The 1,927-nt window shown below is 48.6% G+C and carries 1 protein-coding gene; it reads left to right on the top strand.

Translation table 11 applies throughout. The features are described 5' to 3' along the window. Nucleotides 1-64: 64 nt before the first annotated feature. On the top strand, nucleotides 65-1,927 hold a 1,863-nt coding region (locus ACP5SG_RS09610), incomplete at its 3' end, for a TonB-dependent receptor plug domain-containing protein (protein ID WP_428124087.1).

The following is a 1,927-nucleotide window of genomic DNA, read 5'->3' as shown; positions in this document are numbered from 1 at the left end:
AAAAAAGTGTTACATAAATACGTTTCGGGTTTTTGCGAAGATTTTTTAGGGGAGGTTTTTGGGGATGGAGAGGGCGAAGATACTGGCGCATATCTTTTTGGGGATGTTTTTTCTGGCATCAGGCGGCATGGCGGGTATTGCCCTTGGAGAAGGGCCTGATGACGCCGTTTCCCTGGAGGATGTCCTGGTCACGGCCACAAGGACGGAGCAGTCCCTGTCATCGGCGCCCGGTTCGGCCTATGTGGTGACAAAGGATGAGATGTCAAAAAGGGATATCCAGTCTATTGATCAGGCCGTTAACACCCTTCCGGGCGTGTATTCCAGCCGCGGAAAGGGGATACTGGATTCTATAGCCGCAGTCTCCATGCGCGGTATATCCGGTCAGCAGAGAAACCTCGTCATGTTGAACGGCGTCATCTTGAATGACGCCTACTCAGGCGGCGTCCCATGGGGCGCCTATTCGCCTGAAGACATAGACAGGATAGAGGTGGTTGAAGGGCCGTTTTCAAGCCTCTACGGGGGCTATGCAATGGGCGGCGTCATCAATCTCATCACGAAGTTGCCGCAAAAGAGGGAGTTCAAACTAAAGACGGGCTATGGCTCAAGCTGGGACAGGGGCAATGCCCTCGATGACCTCCGGACGGATTATGTCTCTTATGGAGACAGATATAAAGACCGGTTCAGCCTCTTTCTGAGCTATGGCTTCAAGACCACCGAGGGCTATCCGGCAGGCCTTGATCTTCAGGGCTCGAGACCTCCGGCGGGCGTTACGGGTTACAGGTCTTCAAAGACGCCGAAGGGTGAGCCGAGGTATCTGATCGGAGATACCGGCGACAACAGGTGGTGGAATGACTCTCTTACGCTGAGAGGGGGCTATGACATCTCTCAGGACTCGGCAATCGAGTTTATGTTCATGAGGGCGAGATACGAATATAATTACGACTATCCGCATACATATCTGAGGGATGGCAAGGGTGATCCTGTGTGGTCCTATGGCAAGGTAAGGGAGGCATCCTATCTTTTAGGTCCGGGTGGAAAGGAACAGGATATCTATAACATCTCATACAAGACAAGGTTCGGAAGCCTTCAGACAAAACTGAACCTTGGGATCTCTGAACTGGATGATTCATGGTACACCATGGCCGATTCGTCATCTGCAACGAGATTTGGCGGTCCTGGCAAGGTATCAAACACACCGTCCAAAAATTACAGCGGTGACCTCCAGTTTACCCTGCCGGTCATGGACAGTCATATACTCACCTTCGGCTCATCCTTCAGACAGGGAAGGGCGGACACCAGGGAGCATACGCTGTCTGATTGGCAGGTGGAAGACGAAAAGGGGGCTATTTCATATCAGTCGAAGGGAAAGGATCGGATATTCGCGCTGTTTGTGCAGGATGAATACATTATACTTGACAACTTGACCCTCTTTATCGGAGCAAGGCAGGACTGGTGGAAGACATACGATGGATATATAAATCAGATTGGTTCAAAGGGCTATCCAATAGATTGCAGCTCAAATACTGACTCTGCATTCAGTCCAAAACTTGCCATTGTATATAATCCGTTCAAAGAAATGACATTGAAGACATCTGTAGGGCAGGCATTCAGGCCACCTACTGTCTATGAGTTATACAGGACATGGACAGCAGTATCAGGTATAACTTATGCAGGAAATCCAAATCTAAAGCCTGAAAAGACCACATCATGGGATGCAGGGATTGAACAGGGGCTTTGGAAAGGGGCAAAGATAAAGGCTGTCTATTTTGAAAATTATCTGAAAGACCTTATCTACAGAAAGATAGTAACGGATAAATATCAGGAACTTATAAATGCAGGAAGGGCGGAGTCAAAAGGCATAGAGCTTGAGCTGGAACAGAAGCTGTATAATTCATTAAAACTGTTCGCAAATTTTACATATATAGAT

The organism is Dissulfurimicrobium sp., assembly GCF_049968175.1.
Taxonomy (GTDB): Bacteria; Desulfobacterota; Dissulfuribacteria; order Dissulfuribacterales; family Sh68; genus Dissulfurimicrobium; species Dissulfurimicrobium hydrothermale.
The sequence above is the reverse complement of the archived record's forward strand: the minus strand, read 5'-3'. Positions and strand labels throughout refer to the sequence as shown.